Below are 22,546 nucleotides of genomic sequence, written 5' to 3' on the forward strand. Positions count from 1 at the left end.
GAAGAGCCTAACGGCTGCGGACGGCGGGCCGGGCACGGCGCGCCGCGAGCTCGGCGCGCGCCCAGGCCTCCTGCGCCGGTGTCGCCTGGCGCGAGGAGGTGCCCGCCCCGGGCGTCCCGGCGCGCCACACGTGGCACACGGCCAGGGCGAGGGCGTCGGCGGCGTCGGCGGGCTGGGGGCGCTCGGCGAGCCGCAGGATGCGCCGGACCATCTCCTGGACCTGGAGCTTGTCGGCGCGGCCGTTGCCGGTCACCGCGGCCTTCACCTCGCTCGGGGTGTGCGTGCCGAGGGGCAGGCCGGCCCGGGCGGCGGCGACCATCGCCAGGCCCGCGACCTGGGCGGTGCCGATCACCGAGCTGACGTTGTGCTGGGCGAAGACCCGCTCGACGGCGACGGCGTCGACGTCGTGGCGCACGATCCACTCCTCGATCCCGGCCGCGATGGTGAGGAGCCGCTGCTGGACCGGCATGTCCGGGGGCGTGCGCAGCACCCCGACGGCGACGGCCGACAGCTCACGGCTCGGTCCGGAGTCGACGACGCCGAGGCCGCAGCGAGTGAGGCCGGGGTCGACTCCGAGGACGCGCATGGGACGAGTGTCGCAGCCGGGCCGGACACGGCCCGGCAGCGACACAGCGGGGTGTGGGTGGTCTCAGTCCTCGTCGAGCGCCGCGAGCACCTCGTCCGAGGCGTCGAAGTTCGCGAAGACGTTCTGCACGTCGTCGCAGTCCTCGAGCGCGTCGATGAGCTTCATGATCTTGCGCACGCCCTCGAGGTCGACCTCCACCTCCATCGACGGCACGAACTGCGACTCGGCGGAGTCGTAGTCGAGTCCCGCCTCCTGCAGCGCCGTACGCACGGCCACGACGTCGGTGGCCTCGCTGAGGACCTCGAAGGTCTCGCCCTCGTCGTTGACCTCCTCGGCGCCGGCCTCGAGGACCGCCCCGAGGACGTCGTCCTCGGTGAGCCCGTCCGTCTTCGGCACGACGACGACACCGCGCCGGTTGAACAGGTAGGAGACCGAGCCCGGGTCGGCGAGGGTGCCGCCGTTGCGGGTGAAGGCGACGCGCACGTCGGAGGCGGCGCGGTTGCGGTTGTCGGTGAGGCACTCGACGAGGACGGCGACGCCGCCGGGGGCGTACCCCTCGTACATGATCGTCTCGTAGTCGGCGCCGCCGGCCTCCGCGCCGGAGCCGCGCTTGACGGCGCGGTCGATGTTGTCGGCCGGGACGGAGTTCTTCTTCGCCTTCTGGATCGCGTCGAAGAGGGTCGGGTTGCCGGCCGGGTCACCGCCACCGGTGCGGGCCGCCACCTCGATGTTCTTGATGAGGCGGGCGAAGAGCTTGCCCCGCTTGGCGTCGATTGCGGCCTTCTTGTGCTTGGTGGTGGCCCACTTGGAGTGACCGGACACTGTGTGCTCCTTGCTGACGACGACGGCATCCCCGCGGGGACGTGGGACAGGTTGCGCTAGGCGTGTGCACGCACCATGCCGACGAACGCACGGTGTACCCGCGCGTCGCCGCCGATCTCCGGGTGGAAGGCTGTCGCGAGCAGCGCGCCCTGTCGAGCTGCCACGATCCTACCGGCGGCAGGCCCGGACCTCACCCGGGTGAGCACCTCGACGTCCTCCCCGGCCTCCTCGACCCACGGCGCGCGGATGTACACGGCGCGCAGCGGCGCACCGTCGCCGCCGAGCCACGGTGCGTCGAGGTCCTCCTCGAAGGAGTCGACCTGACGACCGAAGGCGTTGCGCCGCACGGTGACGTCCATGCCGCCGACGATCGCGTCGTCCGCGCCGACGACGCGGTCGGCGAGGAGCACCATGCCGGCGCACGAGCCGTACACCGGCAGGCCGGCGCGGACGAGGTCACGCAGGCCATCGAGGAGGTCGAAGGCGGACAGGAGGGTGCGCATCGTCGTCGACTCGCCACCCGGCAGGACGAGGCCGTCGACCGCGCCGAGCTCGGCGTGACGCCGCACGCGCACCGCCCGGGCACCGGCGGCCTCCAGCGCGGAGAGGTGCTCGGGGACGTCGCCCTGGAGCGCGAGGACCCCGATCGTCGGCGGCCCCGAGCCCGCGCTCACTCGACGACGCTCTCGACGCTGCCGTCCCAGCCGGCGGCGAGCCGGCGGACGAGAGCCGCTAGTCCTGCCGGGTAGACGACCGTACCTGCGGCGACCGCGGCGTCGAGGTCGTCGAGCTCCCACCAGCGCAGCTCGTCGACGACCTCACGCTCGAGCTCGGTCCACCCGGTGACGTCCAGGCTCGTCTCGCTCACCCGGGCGAGGAAGAACTCCTCGTCCTGGCGGCAGGTCACGCGGGCGAAGTCGAACACCGCGCTGCGGACGAGGACCGGCCCCTCGAGGTCGTCCGGCCCGACCCGCAGGCCGGTCTCCTCCCGGAGCTCGCGCACCGCGCCGGCGCGGGCGTCCTCGCCGGGCTCCAGTCCCCCGCCGACGGTGAACCACCACGAGCGCGAGGTCTGCCCGGAGTCGTGCCCGCGCACGAGGAGCACCCGGTCGTCGGGGTCGAGGACGACGACGCGGGCCGCGGCCCGGAACGGGATGCCGTCGGGCCCGGGCACCCACTCGGGCCCCAGGCCGTAGCCGAGGACGTCGTCGGGCCCGGAGCCGGACGCCGGGCTACCAGCCACGCTCCGCCAGCCGGTGCGGGACCGGGACGTCGTCGACGTTGATCCCGACCATCGCCTCACCCAGCCCGCGGGAGACCTGCGCGAGGACGTCGGGGTCGTCGTAGAAGGTCGTCGCCTTGACGATCGCCGCGGCGCGCTGCGCCGGGTTGCCGGACTTGAAGATGCCGGAGCCGACGAACACACCCTGCGCGCCGAGCTGCATCATCATCGCGGCGTCCGCGGGAGTGGCGATGCCGCCGGCGGTGAAGAGCACGACGGGCAGCTCACCGGTGCGCGCGACCTCACGGACGAGCTCGTAGGGAGCCTGGAGCTCCTTGGCCGCGACGAACAGCTCGTCCTCGGGCAGGGACGTGAGCCGGCGGATCTCCTGGCGGATGCGGCGCATGTGCGTCGTGGCGTTGGAGACGTCCCCGGTACCGGCCTCGCCCTTGGAGCGGATCATCGCCGCGCCCTCGGTGATCCGGCGCAGCGCCTCGCCGAGGTTGGTCGCGCCGCAGACGAAAGGCACGGTGAAGGCCCACTTGTCGATGTGGTTCTCGTAGTCGGCCGGGGTGAGCACCTCGGACTCGTCGACGTAGTCGACACCGAGGGCCTGGAGCACCTGCGCCTCGACGAAGTGGCCGATGCGCGCCTTGGCCATGACCGGGATGGAGACGGCGGCGATGATGCCGTCGATCATGTCGGGGTCGCTCATCCGCGAGACCCCGCCCTGGGCGCGGATGTCGGCCGGGACCCGCTCGAGGGCCATGACGGCGACGGCGCCGGCGTCCTCGGCGATCCTCGCCTGGTCCGGGGTGACGACGTCCATGATGACGCCGCCCTTGAGCATCTCGGCCATGCCGCGCTTGACGCGGGCGGTGCCGACCTCGGCGGGGGTGTGCTCGTGGGACACGGTGACCTCGGGGGAATGGGAGGAAACGGACGCCGCCAGTATGCCGTGCGGTCGGTCCGGGGGAACCGGCCGTTCGCCTACCGGGCGAGGGAGAGCGCCCGCAGGAACGTGGCGCGGGCGGTGGTGACGCGGTCGAGCAGGGCGCGCTCCCCCTGGTGGTAGCCGGGCTCCCGGCGACCGGTCGCGAACCGCTGGCGGGCCAGCGCCAGCACCGTCGCCGAGTGCTGGAAGTCGCGCATCGCGCGCTTGGCGGCCGGTCCGCCGCGGGCGGCCCACGCGAGGGCGGCGCGCCGGGCGGGGAAGGAGCTGAGCATGGTGACCTCGTGGGGGGCGAACCAGCCGGCCCGGGCGTACTCGACGAGCCGCCCGGTGATGACCCTGCGCTCCCGGCGGCGCAGCCAGACCACGAGGATGACCGCCGAGACGAACAGCGGCACCTGGACGAGGACGTACAGCCCGAAGAAGGAGTCGGTGAAGGTGCTGCCGTTCCACAGCGCGTGGAGCAGCACCGCGACCAGCCAGCCGATCGGCAGCGACCACAGCCAGGCGTAGGAGGAGCGGCTGCGGGCCGCCAGCCCGAGGGCGATGCCGATGGCCACGGTGAACAGCACATGGGCGAACGGGGAGAGGATCCCGCGCATGACGAAGATCTGCGGGAGGATCTCCATGGACCTGCCGAAGTAGAGGATGTTCTCGACGAAGGCGAACCCGGCAGCGATCATCGCGGCGTAGACGATGCCGTCCACCGGTCCGTCGAAGTAGCGCCGCCGCGCGAGGAAGAGGATGAGCACGCCGAGGCCCTTGGCGGACTCCTCGATGATCGGGGCACCGACGGACGCACCGAGCAGCTCGGCGGTCTCGACGTTGCCGGTGCTGAGGTAGACGGCCTGGGTGAAGGCCGTGTTGAGCCACAGCGAGACGAGGGTGGACACGCCCGCGCCCCAGAGGAAGGCGAACAGGAGGGCGTAGCGCGGCTCGGGCTCCCAGCGGTCGACCCATCGGATGCCGAGGAGCACGGCGAGCAGCGGGACGAGGGCCACGAGGCTGCCGACGAGGGCGCCGAAGGCGCTGGTCATGACGGCGATCTGGGAGATCGAGGTGACGAGCGCGAGGGCCGCGACGGCGCTGCCGACCGCGACGAGGGCGGTGCCCCCGCGGGGGTGGCGCGGCGGCTGCCACGGGGCCTGCGCGGGCGCGGGGACACCGCCCGCTCCCCACGGGGCGGCCTGGGGCTGGGGCGCGTACGCCTGCTGCAGTGGGCGGACCGCGGGAGGGTAGGGCTCTCGTGGAGGGTAGGACATGCGGCTCAGCGTAGGGCCTGGGTCCGACGCTGAGCCGCCCGTCGGCCCTGCTCAGGGCGGGGACCTCTCCCCACCGTCACCGGCAGGCGCCGCGTCAGGTGCGGGGGCGGGCGTCGTCCATGTCGAAGGGCTCGGGCATGGTCGCCCGGCCGGCGAGGTGGAGCACGCGCACGACGGGGTTGGCGCGCATCCGGCGTGCCTCGGCGACGTGCGCGTTGTGGAACCGGCGCGCGAGCTCGAGGCGGTACCAGGACGCGTCGAGCCGGCGCAGCGGCTCCTCGGCGAGCGGGTTGTCGGTGAGCGGCTCGCTCTCCGCGTGCGTCTCGAGGATCGCCCGGAGGGTGCGCGAGAGCTCGGACTCCACGAGCGAGCGGTCGATGTCGCTCGGGGGCTCCTCGATGTCCGGCACGCCCTCGAGGCCGTCGTGGACGACGCCGCCCGGGGCGCCGGCGGTGGCCCGCTGGGCCACGTCGGCGAGCAGGACGGACTCGACCGGGTCGAGCGCCCCGCTCATCGCCAGCTCGTGGGCCGCGGCGGCGCGCTGCGCGAGCTGGAGCTCGAGCGTGGCGCGTGAGCGCAGCACCTTGCGGTGCAGCCGGTCCACCCGGGAGGCGAGCAGCCACAGCACCCACCCCAGCACGAGGATGAGCAGCACGACGACGAGCGTCCAGCCCTCCCAGCTCATCGACCGTCCTCCGTCCGTCCGTCGAGGGCGGCGCGCAGCCGCCCGACCACCGTGCGTGTGCGGGCGTCGTCGTGCACAGGCCCGCCCGTGGCCATCTCGTACACGGCGAGCACCTCGCGCGTGACCACGGACCAGTCGTAGCGCCGGACCGCCTCCGACGCCGCGCGGCGCACCGGTGCGGACGCCTCGCGGTCCGCCAGGGCGTCGACGAGCGCACCGGCCAGCGCCTGAGCGTCCCCGACCGGGAACAGGGCGCCGTAGCGCCCGCCGTCGAGCACGGACCGGAAGGCCGCGATGTCGCTGGCGACCACGTGCGCCCCGGCGCTCATCGCCTCGACGAGGACGATGCCGAAGCTCTCCCCGCCGGTGTGCGGGGCGACGTAGACGTCGACGGAGGCGAGGAGCGACTCCTTCTCCGCGTCACTCACCGGGCCGAGGAAGGTGACGGCGTCGCCGTAGGCGGCGAGGGCCTCACGGTACTCGCTGACCTCGCCGCGCCCGGCGACGAGGAAGCGCGCGCCGGGGAGGCGCTCGAGCACCTGCGGGATCGCGGCGGCCAGCACGGGCAGGCCCTTGCGCGGCTCGTCGAGCCGGCCCAGGAAGGCGACGGTGGGCCGCTCGTCGGTGCCGCACCACGCCTCGGCGCGGGGCGCCCGCGCGAAGCGGTCGACGAACACGCCGTTGGGCACGACGACGGCGTCCCCGCCGAGGTGCTCGACGACGGTGCGCCGGGCCTCCTCCGAGACCGCGATGCGGCCGGTGATCTTCTCCAGCAGCGGCCGCACGAGCGGGGAGGCCACCTGCAGCGCGCGCGAGCGGTCCATCGCGGTGTGGAAGGTCCCGACGATCGGGCCGTCGGCGATCCACAGCGCGAGCATCGACAGGCTCGGGGTGATGGGCTCGTGGAGGTGGAGCACGTCGAAGGCGCCCTCCTCCAGCCAGCGGCGGGTGCGGGCGGCGGAGACGGGCCCGAAGTTCAGCCGGGCGACCGAGCCGTTGTACGGCACGGCGACGGTCCGGCCGGCGGCGACGACGTAGTCGGGCACCGGCGTCGTCTCCTCGGCCGGGGCGAGCACGCTGACCTCGTGACCGGTGGCGATGAGGTGCTCGGCGAGGTCGCGCACGTGGAACTGCACTCCACCGGGCACGTCGAAGGAGTAGCCGCAGACGATCCCGATGCGCATCAGGCCACGCTCCCCGCCGGCTTGAGCCGCGCCGGGTCGAGGTCGGCGACGAACACGGGCTGGAGCATGTGCCAGTCCTCCGGGTAGCGGCGCACGAAGTCACCGATCTCCGAGACCCACCGCTGGGTCATCGCTGCGATCGCCTCCTCGCGGGCGGCGCCTACCGGCGGGTCGATCCGCTCGCCGAAGTCGACGACGACCCCCCACCGGCTTCCGGCGGCCTGCCGGCGCGGGCCGCGCAGCCGCTCGTAACGGATGGTCGCGGTGACGAGCGCGTTCCCGGTCGCGAGGGCCAGCGCGGCGGGTCCCGGCGCCACTCGGGCCCGCTCGCCGAGGAGCTCGACGTCCACGCTCGTGCGGGACAGGTCGCGGTCGGCGAGCAGCGGGACGATCGGGGCGCCCGACCGGCAGGCCCGCAGCAGCGCCCGGAACGTGGAGCCGTCCTTCTCCAGCGGGATGATCGTCATGCCCAGGCTGCGCCGGAAGGCGAGGAAGCCCTGGAACAGCTCCTCGGGCTGGAGGTGCTCGGCGACGGTGACGACGGGCGCGAGGAACTTCGTCGCCCAGGCGCCCGCGAGGTCCCAGTTGCCCAGGTGGGCCACGGCCACGACCACGGGGCGTCCGGCTGCGAGCTCGGTCCGGACCGTCTCGCTGCCTTCGATGCGCACGCGCGCGGCGAGCTGGACGTCGCTCGCCGCGGGCAGGCGCAGCGCCTCCTCGTAGTAGCGCATGTAGGAGCGCATGCCCTTGCGGGTGAGCCGGCGCAGCTCGCGCTCGCTCGCCTCGGGCACCGCCCGGGCGAGGTTGCGGCGCAGCTGGTGGGTGCCGCCGATGCCGAGGGTGGTCGCGACGTCCGCCACCGTCCGGAAGATCGCGCCGGACATCCACGCGGGCAGCCGCGGGACCACCCGGGCGGCCACGATGAGCAGTCGTCCGGGGTCCAGGTTCATCGGGCCTCCTGCGCGTCCGCGCGGGTCTGGCGGTACACGGTCCCCGTGCGCTGGCCCACGGTGTAGAGGCTGGCGAGGGCGAGCAGGGCGAGCGCGACGACGAGGACGATCACCGGCGCACCGAGCCCGACGGCGAACACGGCGGCGAGGGCGACGAACAGCCGGTCGGCACGCTCGGCGATGCCGCCCGAGGCGGTGAGCCCCAGGCCCTCGGCACGCGCCCTCGCGTAGGGCACGACGCTGCCGAGCACGAGGCAGGCGAGGGCGGTGGCGAGCACCGCCGTCTCGTCCCGGTCGATGGCCCACAGGAGGATCCCGGAGAAGATCGCGGCGTCCGACACGCGGTCGAGCGTCGAGTCGAGGAAGGCGCCCCAGCGGGTGGACCGGCCGAGGGTGCGGGCCATGAGCCCGTCGACGCTGTCGAAGAGGACGACGAGCGTGATGGCCAGCGGCCCGGCGACGAAGTGCCCCGTGGGCAGCAGCCACAGCGCGACGCCGACCGTGAGGACGGTGCCGGTGACGGTGACGGCGTCCGGGCTGACCCCGGCGCGCACGAGCGTGCGGGCGACGGGGCCGAAGACGGCGTTGGTGAAGACTCGGCCCTTGGTGCTCAGCACGAGGACTCCTTCCATGCGGTGGCGAGCAGCTCGCGCGTGTCCCCGAGGACCTGCGGGAGTGCCTTCGTGCCGGCGACGATCGGGAAGAAGTTCGCGTCCCCCGCCCACCGCGGCACGACGTGCTGGTGGAGGTGGGCCGCGATCCCGGCGCCGGCGACGGCGCCCTGGTTCATCCCGAGGTTGAACCCGTGCGGGCTGCTCACCCGCCGGAGCACGGTCATGGCGGTGGCGCTGAGCGCCCCGACCTCGTCCCGCTCGACGGTGGTGAGCTCGGTGAGGTCCGCGACGTGCCGGTAGGGGCACACGAGCAGGTGGCCCGGGTTGTAGGGGTAGAGGTTGAGCACGACGTAGGCGTGCTCACCGCGGTGGACGATGAGGGCCGCGGCGTCCTCCCGGCCGGGTGCCCGGCAGAACGGGCACTCGCCGCTCCCCTCGTCCTTGGGCTTGTCGTGCCCGTCGACGTACGCCATGCGGTGCGGGGTCCACAGCCGCTGGAACGCGTCGGGCACGCCGGCCAGGTCCCCGGCCGGCTCGGGCGTCACACTCACGCCGTCGACACCTGCCGACGCTCGGCGATCGCCGCGGTGATGAGCTCGACCGCCTCGGCGACCGGGACGCCGTTGCGCTGCGTGCCGTCACGGAAGCGGAAGGACACGGCCCCGGCCTCGGCGTCCTCCCCGCCGGCGATGAGGATGAAGGGGACCTTCTCCTTCGTCGCGTTGCGGATCTTCTTGTTGAAGCGGTCGTCGCTGCGGTCGAGCTCGGCGCGCACGCCGCGGGCGCGCAGCTGGGCCACGACGTCGGCGAGGTAGTCGTCGAAGACGTCGGCGACCGGGACGGCGAGGACCTGGACGGGCGCGAGCCACGCGGGGAAGGCGCCGGCGTAGTGCTCGAGGAGCACCCCGAAGAAGCGCTCGATCGAGCCGAAGAGGGCGCGGTGGATCATCACCGGGCGCTGGCGGGTGCCGTCGGCGGCCTGGTACTCGAGGTCGAAGAGCTCGGGGAGGTTGAAGTCGAGCTGGATGGTCGACATCTGCCAGGTGCGTCCGATGGCGTCCTTCGCCTGGACGGAGATCTTGGGCCCGTAGAACGCGGCGCCGCCCGGGTCGGGGACGAGCTCGAGGCCCGAGCCGGTCGCCACCTCTTCCAGGACGCGGGTGGCCTCCTCCCACGTCGCCTCGTCACCCACGGACTTCTCCGGGTCGCGGGTGGAGAGCTCGAGGTAGAAGTCGTCGAGGCCGTAGTCCTTGAGCAGGTCGAGGACGAAGGTGAGCAGCGAGGTGAGCTCGTCCTTCATCTGCTCGCGGGTGCAGTAGATGTGGGCGTCGTCCTGGGTGAAGCCGCGCGCTCGGGTGAGGCCGTGGACGACGCCGGACTTCTCGTAGCGGTAGACGGTGCCGAACTCGAACAGGCGCAGCGGCAGCTCGCGGTAGGAGCGGCCGCGGGAGCCGAAGACGAGGTTGTGCATCGGGCAGTTCATCGGCTTGAGGTAGTAGTCCTGCCCCTGCCGCTTGACGTTGCCCTCGGCGTCGCGCTCCTCGTCCAGGTGCATCGGGGGGTACATGCCCTCGCGGTACCAGTCGAGGTGGCCGGAGACCTCGAAGAGGTGGCCCTTGGTGATGTGCGGGGTGTTGACGAAGGAGTAGCCGGCCTCGACGTGGCGACGGCGGGAGTACTCCTCCATCTCCATCCGGATCATCGCGCCCTTGGGGTGGAAGACCGGCAGGCCGGAGCCGATCTCCTCGGGAAAGGAGAAGAGGTCCATCTCCGCGCCGAGGCGGCGGTGGTCGCGGCGCTCGGCCTCGGCCAGACGCTCCTGGTAGGCCTTGAGCTCGTCCTTGGACGGCCAGGCGGTGCCGTAGATGCGCTGGAGCTGGGGGTTCTTCTCGCTGCCGCGCCAGTAGGCGGCGGCCGAGCGCTGAAGCGCGAACCCGTTGCCGATGAGCTTGGTGCTGGGCAGGTGGGGGCCGCGGCACAGGTCCTTCCAGGCCACCTCTCCCCCACGGCGGACGTTGTCGTAGATCGTCAGCTCGCCGGCGCCGACCTCCACCGAGGCGCCCTCGGCGGCGTCCTCGGCGCCGGAGCCCTTGAGGCCGATGAGCTCGAGCTTGTAGGGCTCGTCGGCGAGCTCGGCGCGGGCCTCCTCGTCGGTGACGACGCGGCGGACGAAGGTCTGGCCCTCGCGGATGATCCGGTTCATCTGCTTCTCGAGGTCCTTGAGGTCCTCGGGCGTGAACGGGGTCTCGACGTCGAAGTCGTAGTAGAAGCCGTCGGTGATCGGCGGGCCGATGCCGAGCCGGGCGTCCGAGCGGACCTGCTGGACCGCCTGGGCGAGCACGTGGGCCGCGGAGTGTCGCAGGATCGCCAGGCCGTCGGGGCTGGAGATCTCGACCTTCTCGACGACGGCGCGCTCGGGGAGCTGCGACACGTCGGTCGCGAGGTCCTTGAGCTCGCCGTCGACCCGGAGGGCGACGACGGCGCGGTCCTCGCCGAACAGGTCCGTCCCGGTGGTGCCCTCGGTCACCGACCGCTCGGCGCCGTCGACGACAAGGACACGCTCAGGAACGGATGACACAGTGAGCTCCCGCAGTAGGACGGTGATGACTGATAGATCGTACTCAGGTCCGCCGCCGACTCCCCCGCCGCCCGGCCCTCACGGCACCGATCGTCACCGTTCCGTTGCCCGGGTCGCGGCGGTCACAGCAGGGAGAAGCTGGACGGGACGGTTCTACGCCTGCGCGGGTACGGGCGTCTGCTGGTAGAGCACGAGCTGCCAGGCACCGTCCTGTCGGGTGTAGACGCTGGACATGAGCGCGACGAACGCGGGCTCCCCCTCGTCGCGGTAGGCACGGCCGGTTCAGATGAGGATCGCGTGCTTGTCGCTGAGGACGATGAGCCGCTCGTCACACCATCACGGCAGACGTCTACGGGCACGTCACGCCCGAGACCGCACGCGACTCACTCTCGACACTGGGCGAGCTGGCGCTCGAGGGGCGGGCGAGCGACCCCGGTGCCGGTGTGCCGGCGGTGCCGGAAGGAGGTGCGGCAGGTCGTGCAGCGCCCGGCCGGTTCGTCCGGCGATGTCACTCGGCCGCCTCGATCCCGGCCAGCGCCGCCGGCACCCGGCCCCGCCGGTCAACGCCCAGCTTGGCCATGGTGGATCTGACGTGGTGCTTCGTCGTGTGGATCGAGATGCCCAGCACCGAGGCGATCTCTTGGTTCGACAGGCTCTGGCACACCAGATCGGCGACCTCTTGCTCCCGGTGCGTCAGCGCCGCGGCAGGGCCGTGGTCCTCCCCGCCCGAAGGAACGGGCGGGTTCCTCAGCCGCTGCAGGAGGAGCGCGACGTCGTCGGGCTCGACGCGGGCGCCATAGCGCAAGGTCTCGAGGATTGCCTCGTGCAGGTCGGCGAGGGACTCGTCCCTCGTGACGTAGCCCGCCGCCCCCGCTTCGAGCCAGACGAGCACGTCACCGCCCTCACGTCGCACACCGATCACCACGACGTTGGTTCCGCTCCGCCGCATGTTGCTGCAGAAGGGTCCGGCCCGCTCGGTCTCCAGGTCGGCCCGGTCCACCACGCAGACGTCCGCCGCCCGCGCCTCGCCGGTGAGCGTGCCGGAGACTCCCACGACCTCGAATCCCGGGCACCCCTCCAGGTAGGAGGCGATTCCCTCGCGGAACATGGCGACCGGTGACACGACGAACACGGTCGGCATGACGTCCTCCCCCACGAGGTCCTCCAGCCATGTCGCAACATTGTGGTCCTCCGAGGGGCCCGGTTGCAATGGGCTCGCCCCGATGGCACCCGGCATGGCTCCGGGACTGGCTCTCCCCCGGTACGGGGCGGCTCCGGCGTGGCCCGATCCATGCCCGAAGAGGCCATTTACCGCGGTGTGCACGACCTCGATGATGAGGACGTGGACGGCACCCGGAGGCCCACGAGCGTGGTCCTCCTCCGCGATCTCGGCGACGGGATGCTGGCCGAGCTCGTCGAGGCGGCGCTGCATCGCATCGGTGACGTCGAGATCCACCGGGACGTCCTCCCGGCGGGGCGGGTCGCCGACCTGGTGATCACCGGCAGCGACACGGTCACGGCGGACGCGTCAACCTCGCTCACCGTGGCCGAGGACGGTCGCGTGCTGTTCGTCCTGCCGTGCGCCCAGCTCACCGAGGCGATGCTCGCCATGGCCGTCTCGGCCGCGCGAGCCCGGCGCCTGCAGTGGCTGGACCTGGTCCTGGTCGCGTGCCGCCGGGCAGATGCGCTGCTGAATGCCGCGACGCGGACCGCACAAGCCATGTACGACGCGGGCGGGACCTTCGCCGACTGGGCCGCACGGCACCTCGGTGAGATCGACGGGGAACCCCCCTCCGACGCCGGGACCGGAGGCTCCCCCAAAGCACCGGCCGCGGGCGGGTTCGGGGCGGCGTCTACCCTCCTGGGCGATCTCCAGTCGCTGAGTCGCGGCGACGCGACCTCGGGGGAACCGCACCCCCTGGAGTCGATCATCCGACGGTACGGCCTGTCCGGCAGCGACGTGGACGTCCTGCTGCTGTGCTTCGTGACCGAGCTCGACGCCCGCTACGGGGACCGGTTCGCCTACCTGGCCCAGGACCCGGGCGCGACCGCACCGACGATCGACTTGGTCAGCACCCTGCTGGCGACCGACACCGTCACCCGGCTGAACCTGTATCGCGATCTTGGAACCGGCCCGTTGGCCCGGTACGGGCTGGTCGAGCTCGGACCACCCGCGCCGGGCCGTGCCGAGCGGTCTCGGCCGCTCGCCCTCGATCGCTCGCTCAGGTGGCTGCTGATGGGCTCGACAGCGCCACTCCCTGGGATCAACGTGCTCGACCCGGAGCAGACGGCCCGCGTGCTCGACCACTTCGGCCCCTCGTCCACCGCGTCCAGCGCGGTGGCCGCCCTGCAGCGCGGTCACAACCCCCACCTGTGGGGATCGACCGCGGCCGCGCGCCGCTCCGCGGCTCTCGACGCCGCCGCGCTCGCCGGCCGTCGCCTGCTGACCATCACGACCGACAGCCTCGACGAGGCCGTCGCGGAACGGCTCTGGCGGGAGGCGTTGCGCCTGGACGCCATCGTCCTCGTGGAGCTGGCGGGCATGCCCACATGGGCAAGCGTCCCCTCCGGACCGACTCCCCGCCTTCTGACCGCGGCATCGCGGTCGCTGCCCATGGCGGACCCGACCACCACCACCGGCGAGGCGACCGCTACCCGGCCGAACATCGCGGTCGAGCCGCCGAGGGCCGCGGGCCGCCTGGCAGTGTGGGAGGCCGCGGCCACCTGGACGACCGTGAACGTAGCCGGCGGTCTGGGAGAGCTCGCGAGCCGGTTCCCCGTCACGGTCGACCGGGCCACCGCCACACTGGTGGCGGCGGCCGGAGGGCAACGGATGGTCACCGTCGACGTCGAGGCCGTGACGGCCGCCCTTTGCGGCACGCCAGGCGACGACGCCGACGGGCTGTTGGTGACGACGCACCCGCGGGCCACCCTGGCCGACCTCGTGGTGGGCGAGCGCACCCGGGCCGAGCTGGAGTACGTGTGCGCCCGGATCCGGCACCGGGAGCAGGTCATCGTCGACCAGGGATGGGACCAGCGCTCCAGCCGCCTCACGGGCACCTACCTGCTCTTCGCCGGTCCGCCCGGCACCGGCAAGTCGATGGCCGCTGAGGCGATCGCCCACGAGCTCGGCCTCCCCGTCCAGTACCTCGAGCTCTCCTCCCTGCTGTCCCGGTGGGTCGGGGACTTCGAGAAGGCTGTCGACAAGGTGTTCGCCGCCGCCGAGTCGAACGGCGGCATCGTCGTCCTCGACGAGGCAGACGCCGTCCTGGCCCGCCGCACCGAGGTGGACAGCGTGAACGCCCGGTATGCCAACTCGAGCACGTCGCACCTGCTCAGCCGGCTGGAGCAGTTCTCCGGCAACGCGATCTTCACGACCAACCTGGTCGGCGCGAACACCATCGACCCTGCCTTCCACCGCCGGCTCACGGCGACGATCCGGTTCCAGCTGCCCGACGAGGCTGCCCGGGCCAGGCTGTGGCGCTCGGTCTGGCCGACGGTGACGACGGAAGGCTCGCCGGTCGAGCACCTGGTCGACGGTCAGCGCCTGCAGGAGTGCGCACTGCTGGACCGGCTCGCCGTCGACCACGCCCTGTCCGGCGGCAGCATCGCCAACATCGCCCGCAACGCCGCCTTCGTCACCCTTGACCGGGCCGGCGGTGCCGTCGCCGACAGGGCTGCCGGCACAGGCGCGAGCCCCGTCAGGGTGGACATCGACGGCGACGCGCTTGCCGAGGCGGTCCGTCTCGAGCTGACGAAGATCGGCGACTTCCGCTCACTGATGCGACCACGAGCGGGGGTGAGGAACGCATGATCAACCAGCTCGACGAGATGCTCCGGCACCTCCTCGACTCCGAGCTCACCACCACACCGGGCGGCCCACCCATCGACGTCGCCGTGCGTCCGCCGGACGACTCGTGGCGCGCCGCGGTCAACGCCAGTGGCAACCCCGCCGTCAACGTCTACCTCGTCGAGGTCCGCGAGGCCAGGGACCAGCGCACGTCCGGCGCCGTCGACCGGGCCGATCCCGAACCGTTCAAGGTCGACTGCCACTACCTGATCTCCGCGTGGATCCCCTCGGCCGACCCGAACGTCGCCACCCCGACCGTCGTGGAGGACTGGCTGCTCGGCGAGTCGATCCGCGTCATCGCCGACGCGGCACCGCTCAACGCCGCCAGCATCTTCGGCTCACCGCTCCCCCCGCAGGTCGACCCCACCCTCGAGGACGTCGACATGCCGACGAAGCTGCTGCCGCCCGAGGGGTACCCGAACCTCGCGGACTTCTGGACCGGTATGGGGCACGGGAACACCTGGCACCCGGCAGCCCACGTCGTCGTCACCCTGCCCATCAGACGCCGGACCCAGGCGCTCGCGCCGCCCGTCCGCGCACTTCACGTCGCCACCGGTGTCGGCGGCGACGCCGAGGACTCCCTCGTCCTCATCGGCGGCACCGTCCGGGACAGCAGCGGCCACGGGATCCCGGGCGCGACGGTCGAGCTGCTCGACGCATCAGCGACATCCACCGTCGCGACCGCCACCTCCGACGGCGCCGGGCGCTTCACCTTCGCCCGCCTCCCCGCCGCCACCTACCAGCTGTCCGCCCGGACCAGCACGGTGGCCGCCCCCCTCCAGCCCGTCACCGTGCCCGGGAACGGCACCTTCGACATCGACATCCTCTGAGCCACCACGGAAAGGCGGGCACAGCATGGCCATCCAGGTATCGACACCCGGCGTGTACATCAACGAGGTCACCGGCCCCGGCGTGATCCAGGGCGTCGGCACGTCCACCGCCGCCTTCGTCGGCCCGACAGGCCGCGGCCCGGCCGGCACGCCCACGGCCGTCACCACCTACGACCAGTTCATCGCCACGTTCGGCACGACTGGACCGGCCGCGCCGCACCTCGTCGTCGACGGCAGGCTCTTCCACCTCTCCCTCGCCGTCCTCGGCTTCTTCGAGAACGGCGGGAGCCGCGCGTACGTCGTCCGCACGGACAACTCGGTCGCCGGCTCCCTGCCGCTCCTCAACGACGACGGCGCGACCGTCGCCGTCGTGCGGGCGGACGCTCCCGGCCACACCCCGACGGTGGAGGTGGTGAGGAGCTCGGGACAGTCCTTCTCCGTCGTCGGCACCACCGCCAACGTCGCGTCGCCGCCGCCCGGCCCCTCTCCCATCCCCGGCGACACCACGCACGACCTCAACCTTGACGACGCCAGCGGCTTCCAGGTGGGCGACGACGTCGTCACCGACGGTGCGGTCACCGCGAGGATCACGCACATCGATGGCACCTGGATCCGCCCGTCGGTCGCGCTCGCCGCCCACCCGACCCTGCACACCGCGCCGCTCACGGCCGGTGGCGCGGGCGGGACGTTGCGCCTCGGCGAGCCGGTCGCGGTGCTCCGTCCCGGCTCGCCGGTCACCCTGACGAACTCGGTACCGCAGACCGCCAGGACGGCCGTCGTCAGCATCGACGGCGCCAGGGTCAGGGTCGCCGCGCCGGACGTCGACTTCGAGCTCGCGGGACGGAACCCGACGATGAGCATCGGTCGCTACACCCTCGCGTCGGGGACCGCGACGATCACTGCTCGGGCCGGCACCGACCTGACGGTGGACGACCCGTCCCCGTTCGCGCCCGGGGACGTCGTCAGCGACGGCACCGACACCGCGACCGTCCTCACCGTCACCGGCAACGTCGTCACGGTCGACACTGCTCCGCCCGGCCCGACCTTGACGATCACCGACCTGTCCCCCACCACGGACCGGTTTCGCGTCCTCTCCCCGCAGGGCCTGGCACCGGGCATGCTCGTGCGTCTCTCGAGCGGTGCCGACACCGCCCACGCGGTGATCTCCCAGGTGGCCAGCTCGGGGCTGGTCACCCTCACCTCGACACCCGCGCGAACCGTCACGATCGCCGCCGGCGGGACCCTGGAGGTGCTCGAGTTCTCCCTCGCCGTGACCGACAGCGACGGTGGCGCGACCGAGGTGTTCACGGGCCTGTCGACCAGTCCGACGTCGGCCTCGTACTGGCTGACCAGCATCACCTCCGACCTGGTCACGGTCACTGCACCGGACCCGCCGCTCCTCGGAACGAACGAGGACCAGATGCCCGCCACGATCGCGCCGACACAGCTGCCGGCGGGGACGGTCGGGACCCCCGCCACGCTCGGGCTCGCCGACTACGGCGCGGCGCTGGACGCCCTGGCCCGTATCGACGAGGTGAGCATCGTCTGCGCGCCCGACGCCGCCTCGCTCCCGCCCGACACCCGGACCCTCGTCCACGACGCGATGATCCGCCACTGCGTGAAGATGGCCGACAGGATCGCCGTCATCGACCCGCCGCCCGGTCTGACGCCCTCGATGGAGAACGGTGTGGGAATGTTCCGCCAGGCCGTCCAGTCCGAGCGGGGGTTCGCGGCCCTGTACTACCCCTGGGTCCTGGTGCTCGACCCGACCCAGCTCCCTCCCCTGCCACCTCGCCGGCTCGCGATCCCACCCTCTGGGCACGTCGCCGGCGTCATGGCCCGGACCGACGCGAAGGAGGGCGTCTTCCACGCTCCCGCCGGCCAGAACAAGACGCTGAGCGGCGTGCTCGGCGTCGAGTGGCTGGTGACCGACGAGGAGCAGGGGCCACTGAACCTGGGCGGCACGAACGTCCTGCGAATCCTGCCCGGCACCGCTCAGGTAGCCGTCTGGGGAGCTCGGACGACTGTCGCCCCGAACGTCACCGACTGGATGTTCGTCAACGTGCGCCGTCTGCTGCTGTTCATCGAGGAGTCCATCCAGGAGGCCGTCCGGTGGGCGGTGTTCGCCCCGAACGACCGGAGCCTGTGGAAGAGCCTCGAGAGGGTCATCCGGGTGTTCCTGCGTACCCAGTGGCGGAACGGCGCGCTGTTCGGTGCCACCGAGGACGAGGCGTTCCGCGTCCGCATCGACGACGGGCTCAACCCGCCCGAGGTACGGAACGTGGGCAGGCTCAACATCGAGATCAAGGTCGCGCCGGTCCGCCCAGCAGAGTTCATCGTCATCACCATCGGTCTCTTCGACGGTGGCACAGACGTAGAGGAGGCGTGACATGGCGACGAGGACCAACGACCCGCTGGTCAGCTTCAACTTCAAGGTCGAGATCGAGGGCATCACCGTCGGAGACTTCGCGGAGGTGACCGGGCTCGGCAGCACCATCGAGTCGATCGACTACCGGGAAGGGGGCGAGAACACGACGGTCCGGAAGCTGCCCGGCAAGACCACGTACTCCGACATCGTCCTCAAGCGCGGGACGACCAAGGGCGACAACACCCTGTACGACTGGCACCGCGAGGTGGTCAGCGGGGTGGTCACGCTGCGGTCGGGCTCGATCATCGTGACCGACCGGCAGGGGACGGAGGTGCTGCGCTACAACTTCATCAACGCGTGGCCGAAGGAGTTCAAGCCGGCCGACTACAACGCGACGGCCAGCTCCGTCGCCACCGAGTCCGTCACGTTCGCGCACGAAGGACTGGAGATCGGCTGATGCTTCAGACCGAGTTCGACTTCATCCTCCCCAGAGGCCTGCTCGACACGGAGGGGACGATCCACCGGGAAGGAGTGATGCGCCTCGCCACCGCCGCGGACGAGATCCTCCCGCAGCGCGACGAGCGGGTGCGGGCGAACCCCGCCTACCTCAACGTCATCATCCTGTCCCGCGTGGTGACCCGCCTCGGCGACGTCCGCCACATCAGCACCGCCACGATCGAACGCCTCTTCGCCGCAGACCTGGACTATCTGCAGAACCTCTACAACACCATCAACCAGGTCGCCGTCGACGAGGTTCATGTCCGCTGCGAGCGGTGCGCCGAGCCGGTGCGGCTGCAGAGCGTCGCGCCGGGGGAATGACCGGCTATCCCCTCGACTGGTTGAACGAGGAGATGGCCTTCCTGGCGTACCACTTCCACTGGGACCTCAACCAGATCATGCGCCTCGAGCACGCCGAGCGGCGGCGCTGGGTGCAGCAGATCTCCGACCTCAACGATCAGGTGAACAGCCTGGGAGAGACATGAAGCGTCCGATGACCCGACCGCGACGGCTGACGCACGGGCGCGACCTCCGTCTCGCGTTCCGGCCGCTCTACCGGCTCCGCGCGGGCACCGCGCCGCTGCCGGCGGGTCCCGCTGGACAGGTGCTGCTCCGGCCGGTCCGCCCGCTCGAGCACCGCGTCGCGCTGTCCGTCCGAGCCGGCGACGTCGTCACGGTCGGCGGTCCGACCGTCCGCACGGGGTCGAGATCCGTGCTGCACGCCCACACCCACCTGCACGTCGCGGCGCCGGTCCTCCCGGACCGGCGGCCGGCCGGCCGGCCGGTACCCCGACCTGGACGCCTGCGCGGGCGGCTCGCACGGTCCGGACCGGCCGACCAGGCCGACCCGGTCCCGGTGCCGGGTCCGGCTCCCAGCCGACGTCACGAGCTGCCCCAGCGACTGCACGGCACGGTCCCTCGGCCCGGTGGGGCACCCGGACCGGCCCGGCCCCCGGCGCTCCGTCCGCGACCCGCGCCGGCGACCCGCACCGTCCCCGTCGTCCCCGCCACCCCCCGGCGCGCCCCCGGGACCGGCCCCGCACCCGTGCCGCGCCGGGTCGCTCGCCCGGTGATGCCGGTGCCCCCGGCCGGTGGCGCCGTCGTCCAGGCGTCCACGCGTGCGCAGGGAGGCCCCGGCCGACCGGGCCGCACGGCCCTCGGCCAGGACCGGCCCCAGCAGCCCGTCCCCATCGACATCGACGCCGTGACCAGACAGGTGATCACCACGATCGAACGCCGCGAGCGCGCCGACCGGGAGCGCCGCGGCCACGGGCCGGGAGGGTGAGGCGCCGTGCAGACGACCCGACGCCTGGAGAAGGCGAGCATCCTCAACCTGGAGACGGGCGATGATCCCGTCCCCGTGCTCTTCAACCCCGAGGAGTACTCGCAGCGCCGTGAGGTCACGTACGCCCAGACCACGATCCCCGGCCTGTCCGGGCCGCTGCTGCAGTTCGTCGCCGGTGCGATGCAGACGCTGGAGATGGAGCTGTTCATCGACACCTACGTCGACCAGGGCGCCGGCGAGGACGCCCGCACGATCGCCGACCAGGTGCTCTCCCTCATGAGCATCCACCCCGCGACACATGCCCCGCCCCGCCTGCAGTTCGCCTGGGGCTCGCTGGTGTTCACCTGCGTCCTCGCGTCCGCGACGTCGACCTACGTGATGTTCCGCGAGGACGGGGTGCCCGTCCGGATGCGTCTGCAGGTGACGTTCAACGAGTACCGCAACCTCGAGCTGGAGGCGAAGGCGGTCAAGCGGGAGACCGCCGACTACACCACCGAGCACGTGGTCCGGCAGGGAGAGACGCTGCTCTCGATCGCCCATGACGCTTACGCGGACCCGACGAAGTGGCGTCCGATCGCGCTGGCGAACGGCCTGGCCGACCCGTCCGAGATCGCCGTCGGGGACGCGCTGCGGATCCCGTCCCTGCCCTACCGCGACGCGCACACCGACAGGGAGTTCTCGTGAACGAGCGATTCTCCCCCGACTACCGCCTGGAGCTGGACGGCCGTCCCGTCCCGGCGGGTCTGCGGGCGGCCATCAGCTCACTGACCCTCACCTCCGCGCTCGACGGTGCCGACCGGGTCGAGGTCAGTCTCGCGAACCAGCACCTGCGGTGGACCGACGAGCCGCTGCTGCGGGTGGGGACACCCGTCCGCTTGTCCCTGGGGTACAACCCGGACGGCTTCGAGCAGATGTTCGTCGGGGAGGTCGTCTCGGCGGAGGCGACGTTCCCGGCGGACGGCGCCCCGACGCTGACCGTCGCCGCCCAGGACCGGATGACGCACCTCGCGGACCGGACCCAGACGCGCTGGTACGCGGTGCCCATCCCCACGATCGGGACGACCGCCCTCCCGGACGCGGCGATCGCGCCCCTGCTGGCGCTGGAGAACGGGTTCCTCCCCATCCTCGACCCGCTGGGCGCGACGCTGTCGGTCCTCGTCTACGGGGTGACCCTCGCGGTGAGCATCGGTGACTGCGACGAGATGCAGAAGATGGTGCGGCGCCAGCAGGGCCAGTCCGACCTGGACTTCCTCAAGGTCCTCGCCCGCGAGAACGGCTGGGACATGCTGGTCGACCACTCGGGCGCGACCGGCGGCTACAAGCTGCGGTTCCTGTCGCCCGAGGGTGAGCTCGAACCGGTGCGCACCTACCGGTACGGATCCTCCCTGGTCGACTGGACGCCGCGGGTCACCTCCGTCGGAGTGCTGGCCTCGATCACGGCGTACCTGCGGGTCTCCGCGATCAAGACCGTCTTCGCCATCACCGTCGGCTACGACTGGGACAACGCCTCCCTCGACATCAGCGTGGTCCCCGCGGTCCTGGGGTCCCTGCCACCGGCACCCAGGACGGGATCAGGCAGCACCCGGCTGGGCGGCGGGGAGAACTCGCTGGTGCTGGGCGAGAACCTCACGCTCTTCACCGCTCCCAGACGGATCCTGGGCAAGCTCGTCCCCAGCCTGAACAACCGGCTCACCGGGAGCGGGACGGTCGTCGGCGAACCGGCCCTCCAGGCCGGCAAGGTCGTCCAGCTCGAGGGTCTCGGCGAGCAGTACGGCGGCAGGTACCGGATCACGACGGCCACCCACACCGTCGGCCCGGGCGGCTACTCCACGACGTTCCGCGCCCGCAAGGAGATCTGGTTCGGTTCGATCCCCGCGGCCCAGCAGGGCGCGGTCTCCCTCTCCATCCCCTTCCTGGAGGTGTCCGGTGCCGTCAGCTACTGAGCCGTCCCCCGAGACGGAGGTCCCCACGGGGGACACCTTCACCATCGCGGTGGCCGAGGTCGTCTCCGCGTTCGACTCGCTCTCCTGCGGTCGGGTGCAGATCGACGTGCCCTGGCTCCGGGACATGCGGCCGTGGGCGCGGGTCGCGCTCCCCGGGGCGGGTGCCGGCCGCGGCCTCTACTCCCTGCCGCACCCGGGCGACACCGTGCTCGTCGCGTTCAACCGCAACGACGCCACCGACTGCTACGTCGTCGGGGGTCTGTGGAACAACGTCGACCCGCCGCCGCGGCGCGGACCCGTCGACCCGGTCACCAGGGTCAGCGTCCTCAGCGAGGTCGGGCACGAGATCGACATGGACGACGTCGCACAGACCATCACGGTCACCACGTCCACCGGGATGTCTCTCACGCTCGGGCCGACCGGGATCAAGCTGGCCACCAGGAGCGACACCGCGGTCATCGAGGCGACGGCCGTCGGGGACGTGACCGTCACGGCGAAGAAGTCGATCACCCTCGACGCCCCCACCGTGACGGTGAGCGGCACGACCAAGGTGTCCATCACCTCGCCGACCAAGGTCGCCGTCGACGGCGGGACCAGCTGCACCGTCAAGGCAGCCCGGATCGGACTGAACTGACATGCCTGCAGCGGCCCGCGTCGGCGACCAGACGGGACACCCCGGGGTGATCACCGGCCCTGGATCGACCACCGTGACGATCGGTGGCCGGCCTGCCGCCGTGCTCGGTGACGCGCACACGTGCTCCTTCCCGCCACCGCCGTCTCACCCCCCGTCCACGATCGTCAGCGGCAGCGGGACCGTCTCGGTCGACGGCCGACCGGCAGCCCGCGTCGGGGACACCGCAGGGTGCGGCGCACCGGTCGTCGCCGGCTGCCCCACCGTGAGCATCGGAGGCTGAGCG

General features: G+C 72.3%; 24 protein-coding genes. 11 read left to right on the forward strand and 13 right to left on the reverse strand.

What is annotated here, in order from left to right:
- Positions 1 to 7: 7 nt before the first annotated feature.
- The 13 genes from ruvC to FE251_RS08370 form a co-directional block, all read right to left on the reverse strand.
- Positions 8 to 586 carry a crossover junction endodeoxyribonuclease RuvC gene (ruvC, locus tag FE251_RS08310; protein ID WP_139071635.1) on the reverse strand — a complete coding sequence of 193 codons (579 nt, stop codon included), beginning with the start codon at positions 584 to 586 and terminating at the stop codon, positions 8 to 10.
- 63 nt (positions 587 to 649) lie between these two features.
- Positions 650 to 1,408: a YebC/PmpR family DNA-binding transcriptional regulator gene (locus tag FE251_RS08315; RefSeq protein ID WP_139071634.1), complete on the reverse strand. Its 759-nt coding sequence runs from the start codon at positions 1,406 to 1,408 to the stop codon at positions 650 to 652.
- 56 nt (positions 1,409 to 1,464) lie between these two features.
- On the reverse strand, positions 1,465 to 2,082 hold the full coding sequence (pdxT, locus tag FE251_RS08320) for a pyridoxal 5'-phosphate synthase glutaminase subunit PdxT (protein WP_176554630.1): 618 nt from the start codon (positions 2,080 to 2,082) through the stop codon (positions 1,465 to 1,467).
- The gene (locus tag FE251_RS08325; RefSeq protein WP_139948465.1) at positions 2,079 to 2,651 is read right to left on the reverse strand and encodes an NUDIX hydrolase; all 573 of its coding nucleotides are present in this window, start codon (positions 2,649 to 2,651) and stop codon (positions 2,079 to 2,081) included. Before FE251_RS08325 ends, pdxT begins: the two co-directional genes overlap by 4 nt.
- Positions 2,641 to 3,543: a pyridoxal 5'-phosphate synthase lyase subunit PdxS gene (gene pdxS / locus FE251_RS08330; protein ID WP_139948466.1), complete on the reverse strand. Its 903-nt coding sequence runs from the start codon at positions 3,541 to 3,543 to the stop codon at positions 2,641 to 2,643. The genes FE251_RS08325 and pdxS overlap by 11 nt, the downstream gene beginning before the upstream one ends.
- Before the next feature lie 77 nt (positions 3,544 to 3,620).
- Positions 3,621 to 4,844, reverse strand: coding sequence for a PrsW family intramembrane metalloprotease (locus FE251_RS08335; protein ID WP_139948467.1), 1,224 nt, complete (start codon positions 4,842 to 4,844; stop codon positions 3,621 to 3,623).
- 94 nt (positions 4,845 to 4,938) lie between these two features.
- Positions 4,939 to 5,529, reverse strand: coding sequence for a hypothetical protein (locus FE251_RS08340; RefSeq protein WP_139948468.1), 591 nt, complete (start codon positions 5,527 to 5,529; stop codon positions 4,939 to 4,941).
- The gene (locus FE251_RS08345) at positions 5,526 to 6,713 is read right to left on the reverse strand and encodes a glycosyltransferase family 4 protein (RefSeq protein WP_139071629.1); all 1,188 of its coding nucleotides are present in this window, start codon (positions 6,711 to 6,713) and stop codon (positions 5,526 to 5,528) included. The genes FE251_RS08340 and FE251_RS08345 overlap by 4 nt, the downstream gene beginning before the upstream one ends.
- Entirely contained in the window at positions 6,713 to 7,663 is a 951-nt protein-coding gene (locus FE251_RS08350) for a phosphatidylinositol mannoside acyltransferase (protein ID WP_139071628.1), read from the reverse strand. Before FE251_RS08350 ends, FE251_RS08345 begins: the two co-directional genes overlap by 1 nt.
- Positions 7,660 to 8,277, reverse strand: a complete 618-nt coding sequence (pgsA, locus tag FE251_RS08355; protein WP_230976618.1) for a phosphatidylinositol phosphate synthase — start codon at positions 8,275 to 8,277, stop codon at positions 7,660 to 7,662. The genes FE251_RS08350 and pgsA overlap by 4 nt, the downstream gene beginning before the upstream one ends.
- Positions 8,274 to 8,822 carry an HIT family protein gene (locus tag FE251_RS08360; RefSeq protein WP_456237485.1) on the reverse strand — a complete coding sequence of 183 codons (549 nt, stop codon included), beginning with the start codon at positions 8,820 to 8,822 and terminating at the stop codon, positions 8,274 to 8,276. Before FE251_RS08360 ends, pgsA begins: the two co-directional genes overlap by 4 nt.
- 2 nt (positions 8,823 to 8,824) lie before the next feature.
- Positions 8,825 to 10,855: a threonine--tRNA ligase gene (gene thrS, locus FE251_RS08365; protein WP_139071626.1), complete on the reverse strand. Its 2,031-nt coding sequence runs from the start codon at positions 10,853 to 10,855 to the stop codon at positions 8,825 to 8,827.
- 508 nt (positions 10,856 to 11,363) lie between these two features.
- Positions 11,364 to 12,311 carry a response regulator transcription factor gene (locus FE251_RS08370; RefSeq protein WP_139071625.1) on the reverse strand — a complete coding sequence of 316 codons (948 nt, stop codon included), beginning with the start codon at positions 12,309 to 12,311 and terminating at the stop codon, positions 11,364 to 11,366.
- On the opposite strand from FE251_RS08370, the gene FE251_RS08375 reads away from it, so the two are divergent.
- Genes FE251_RS08375 through FE251_RS08420 form a run of 11 tightly spaced genes read left to right on the forward strand, consistent with a single transcriptional unit; the run spans position 12,255 to position 22,543 of the window.
- On the forward strand, positions 12,255 to 14,669 hold the full coding sequence (locus FE251_RS08375) for an ATP-binding protein (RefSeq protein WP_168202688.1): 2,415 nt from the start codon (positions 12,255 to 12,257) through the stop codon (positions 14,667 to 14,669). The genes FE251_RS08370 and FE251_RS08375 overlap by 57 nt on opposite strands.
- Entirely contained in the window at positions 14,666 to 15,535 is an 870-nt protein-coding gene (locus tag FE251_RS08380) for a Pvc16 family protein (protein ID WP_139071623.1), read from the forward strand. Before FE251_RS08375 ends, FE251_RS08380 begins: the two co-directional genes overlap by 4 nt.
- A gap of 25 nt (positions 15,536 to 15,560) precedes the next feature.
- Positions 15,561 to 17,924 (forward strand): phage tail sheath subtilisin-like domain-containing protein, encoded by a 2,364-nt coding sequence (locus FE251_RS08385; RefSeq protein ID WP_139948471.1) that lies wholly within the window; start codon positions 15,561 to 15,563, stop codon positions 17,922 to 17,924.
- A gap of 1 nt (position 17,925) precedes the next feature.
- Entirely contained in the window at positions 17,926 to 18,360 is a 435-nt protein-coding gene (locus FE251_RS08390; protein WP_139071621.1) for a phage tail protein, read from the forward strand.
- Entirely contained in the window at positions 18,360 to 18,722 is a 363-nt protein-coding gene (locus tag FE251_RS08395) for a phage tail assembly protein (RefSeq protein ID WP_139071620.1), read from the forward strand. The genes FE251_RS08390 and FE251_RS08395 overlap by 1 nt, the downstream gene beginning before the upstream one ends.
- Complete coding sequence (locus FE251_RS15500) at positions 18,719 to 18,886, forward strand: DUF6760 family protein (RefSeq protein WP_168202689.1); 168 nt, start codon at positions 18,719 to 18,721, stop codon at positions 18,884 to 18,886. Before FE251_RS08395 ends, FE251_RS15500 begins: the two co-directional genes overlap by 4 nt.
- An 8-nt stretch (positions 18,887 to 18,894) precedes the next feature.
- On the forward strand, positions 18,895 to 19,686 hold the full coding sequence (locus tag FE251_RS08400) for a hypothetical protein (protein ID WP_139948472.1): 792 nt from the start codon (positions 18,895 to 18,897) through the stop codon (positions 19,684 to 19,686).
- A gap of 6 nt (positions 19,687 to 19,692) precedes the next feature.
- Complete coding sequence (locus tag FE251_RS08405) at positions 19,693 to 20,370, forward strand: CIS tube protein (protein WP_218013600.1); 678 nt, start codon at positions 19,693 to 19,695, stop codon at positions 20,368 to 20,370.
- Positions 20,367 to 21,629 (forward strand): phage late control D family protein, encoded by a 1,263-nt coding sequence (locus tag FE251_RS08410; protein WP_139948473.1) that lies wholly within the window; start codon positions 20,367 to 20,369, stop codon positions 21,627 to 21,629. Before FE251_RS08405 ends, FE251_RS08410 begins: the two co-directional genes overlap by 4 nt.
- Positions 21,613 to 22,263: a phage baseplate assembly protein V gene (locus tag FE251_RS08415; RefSeq protein ID WP_139071617.1), complete on the forward strand. Its 651-nt coding sequence runs from the start codon at positions 21,613 to 21,615 to the stop codon at positions 22,261 to 22,263. Before FE251_RS08410 ends, FE251_RS08415 begins: the two co-directional genes overlap by 17 nt.
- A gap of 1 nt (position 22,264) precedes the next feature.
- Positions 22,265 to 22,543 (forward strand): PAAR domain-containing protein, encoded by a 279-nt coding sequence (locus tag FE251_RS08420; RefSeq protein WP_139071616.1) that lies wholly within the window; start codon positions 22,265 to 22,267, stop codon positions 22,541 to 22,543.
- Positions 22,544 to 22,546: the final 3 nt, after the last annotated feature.

Source organism: Georgenia wutianyii, assembly GCF_006349365.1.
GTDB lineage: Bacteria > Actinomycetota > Actinomycetes > Actinomycetales > Actinomycetaceae > Oceanitalea > Oceanitalea wutianyii.

Coding starts and splice junctions, on each gene's coding strand:
- FE251_RS08385 (WP_139948471.1), top strand. CDS start 15,561: ATGGCCATCCAGGTATCGACACCCGGCGTGTACATCAACGAGGTCACC.
- FE251_RS08335 (WP_139948467.1), bottom strand. CDS start 4,844: ATGTCCTACCCTCCACGAGAGCCCTACCCTCCCGCGGTCCGCCCACTG.
- FE251_RS08340 (WP_139948468.1), bottom strand. CDS start 5,529: ATGAGCTGGGAGGGCTGGACGCTCGTCGTCGTGCTGCTCATCCTCGTG.
- ruvC (WP_139071635.1), bottom strand. CDS start 586: ATGCGCGTCCTCGGAGTCGACCCCGGCCTCACTCGCTGCGGCCTCGGC.
- FE251_RS08400 (WP_139948472.1), top strand. CDS start 18,895: ATGACCCGACCGCGACGGCTGACGCACGGGCGCGACCTCCGTCTCGCG.
- FE251_RS15500 (WP_168202689.1), top strand. CDS start 18,719: ATGACCGGCTATCCCCTCGACTGGTTGAACGAGGAGATGGCCTTCCTG.
- FE251_RS08390 (WP_139071621.1), top strand. CDS start 17,926: ATGGCGACGAGGACCAACGACCCGCTGGTCAGCTTCAACTTCAAGGTC.
- FE251_RS08420 (WP_139071616.1), top strand. CDS start 22,265: ATGCCTGCAGCGGCCCGCGTCGGCGACCAGACGGGACACCCCGGGGTG.
- FE251_RS08375 (WP_168202688.1), top strand. CDS start 12,255: ATGCTGGCCGAGCTCGTCGAGGCGGCGCTGCATCGCATCGGTGACGTC.
- FE251_RS08395 (WP_139071620.1), top strand. CDS start 18,360: ATGCTTCAGACCGAGTTCGACTTCATCCTCCCCAGAGGCCTGCTCGAC.
- FE251_RS08345 (WP_139071629.1), bottom strand. CDS start 6,713: ATGCGCATCGGGATCGTCTGCGGCTACTCCTTCGACGTGCCCGGTGGA.
- FE251_RS08380 (WP_139071623.1), top strand. CDS start 14,666: ATGATCAACCAGCTCGACGAGATGCTCCGGCACCTCCTCGACTCCGAG.
- FE251_RS08350 (WP_139071628.1), bottom strand. CDS start 7,663: ATGAACCTGGACCCCGGACGACTGCTCATCGTGGCCGCCCGGGTGGTC.